This is a genomic window from Halomonas sp. SIMBA_159 (genome assembly GCF_046536035.1).
In the GTDB taxonomy this organism is placed as follows: Bacteria; Pseudomonadota; Gammaproteobacteria; order Pseudomonadales; family Halomonadaceae; genus Vreelandella; species Vreelandella venusta_A.
The window spans coordinates 1-279 of the sequence record NZ_JAWJBT010000378.1; the positions used below are offsets into that span (position 1 = coordinate 1).

At 43.0% G+C, this 279-nt stretch carries 1 protein-coding gene; it reads left to right on the forward strand.

The features are described 5' to 3' along the window. Positions 1-6 precede the first annotated feature (6 nt). Positions 7-171, forward strand: coding sequence for a DUF1365 family protein (locus tag R0J87_RS19685; protein WP_498888364.1), 165 nt, complete (start codon positions 7-9; stop codon positions 169-171). Positions 172-279 lie beyond the last annotated feature (108 nt).

A 279-nucleotide genomic window follows, 5' to 3' on the forward strand; every position in this document is an offset into this window, starting at 1 on the left:
TTCAATTTGCAACGTCATGAATTGACAGCAAAATGGAAACGACAATGGTTGATCCGACAGCCATGGCAAAACGTACAGGTGGTATGGCGGATATATTGGCATGCACTAAAGTTGCTTATAAAAAGAGTACCGGTGCACGCTCACCCTAAAACGAAGGATAATAAATCATGACGATGAGCCTGACGGACGTTTCTCTGTTTGACAACCTGAGCTGGTTCGAACGCCTGTATAGGAAATTTACGCTGAACTTTATCAGTCAGTTAAAGCATGGCGATATCA